The organism is Streptomyces sp. NPDC058964, assembly GCF_042741275.1.
Lineage (GTDB): Bacteria > Actinomycetota > Actinomycetes > Streptomycetales > Streptomycetaceae > Streptomyces.
Genome location: NZ_JBHYKH010000988.1, coordinates 1 through 1,327 on the forward strand (window position 1 = coordinate 1; position 1,327 = coordinate 1,327).

General features: G+C 49.2%; 2 protein-coding genes. Both read right to left on the reverse strand.

Translation table 11 applies throughout. From position 1 onward, the window contains the following. Positions 1-548, reverse strand: a 548-nt coding sequence (locus ACFW2E_RS47060; RefSeq protein ID WP_384478360.1) for a hypothetical protein, incomplete at its 3' end; no start/stop codon positions are given. Then, the coding region (locus ACFW2E_RS47065) for a glycoside hydrolase family 73 protein (RefSeq protein ID WP_384478363.1) at positions 517-1,327 on the reverse strand (811 nt) is incomplete at its 5' end. The genes ACFW2E_RS47065 and ACFW2E_RS47060, both read right to left, overlap by 32 nt.

The following is a 1,327-nucleotide window of genomic DNA, read 5'->3' on the forward strand; positions in this document are numbered from 1 at the left end:
CCTACACTCACCCCACCAACCCTAAAGTCATTCATTCCGGCTTCCCGAGTTGGTCCAGGTTGTGTCGCCGGGATCGAATACCCGCCGAGTGTGACAGGCTTATCTATCTCAACACTCCCAATATGCTTGTCGCCTGCCGCAAGCGGCGGTAACGCTGATATATCTACGGTTCCTGTCATCTGCCCAAGCTGAACGGTGTCAATGGACTGTGGTATAGATGACGCTGTAAATTTCTCAATCCAAGATTCGACCCGGACTTTTTCGGGCTGCACGATCGCGGCGTCAAGGTAGATTGTGTGATAGCCGAGCGGTCGCGCCAAAAGCTTTGTTGACCCCGGCGCTACGGCTAAAAGATAATTGTTAGGCGACACGCTCGGGCGCTCGTGTACGTACACGATCTGACTTGTGTTATTTGTTATGGCTGAATGGTTCGGCTTTGTGTCGTCAAAATAAACCGTTGTAATGTCGCCCGGTAGCATGGTGACGGTCTGTTCACGCCATGTACTCTTTTTATGGTCATCCCCCGGCTGTTTGACTAGTTCCGGCATTCTTGTTCACTCCTTTTGCTATTGTAGCGGCTTTCTTGATGTGGTTTGACGCGCTGCGTCCTTTCTTAATGGCTTTGGCTCCCTTAGAAACAGATTTGACAGCACGACCACCCGGAACAAAATCCATTGCGGTGGATGCTGTACCTTTCGCAACGTCTCCGACTGCTGGGAAGGCTTTCATAAAGAACACGATTGCAATGATAGCAAGCCCGAGAATAAGAGACCATCTGAACACGCCGAACATGATATTTGATAAATATGATTTGTCGTCAGTGCCTGAAGATGAAGAATCCCCACCTGTCGCCCCGGCTCCTGACGTTCCTTTGAATGTAATGTCCTTATCATCGTACTGGTGAAGGTTGTTACTGCTGATAATGCCGAGAAGCTTATTTACATAGTTAGGGTCTGTTGCATACCCTCCAGCTTTGATTCCCTTCGCATAGTCCTCAACGCTTTTTGCGTTCTTCAGCTTTGACGCATAACGCGGCTTGGATAATAGTTCCGCGTGGGCGCGTATGGAATCTTGATAGCTGTTGTACTTTGCAAAGCCATCCTTCACGTGATAGGTCTTACCGTTATATACTTCGGTCGTACCCATCGTGGCACTTCCTGCTGTACCTCTTCCCTTTATTCCAAATAGGTTCTTAGAGTAGTAGGCAAGCCCGGACAATCCGCCCGGGTTTGAACCGCCTGATTCTAACATGATTTGACCCAGTATGATGGATGCAGGGATGCCAGTTTCTTTCTGTATGGCTTGCGCGTCTTTGATCACAGGCTGT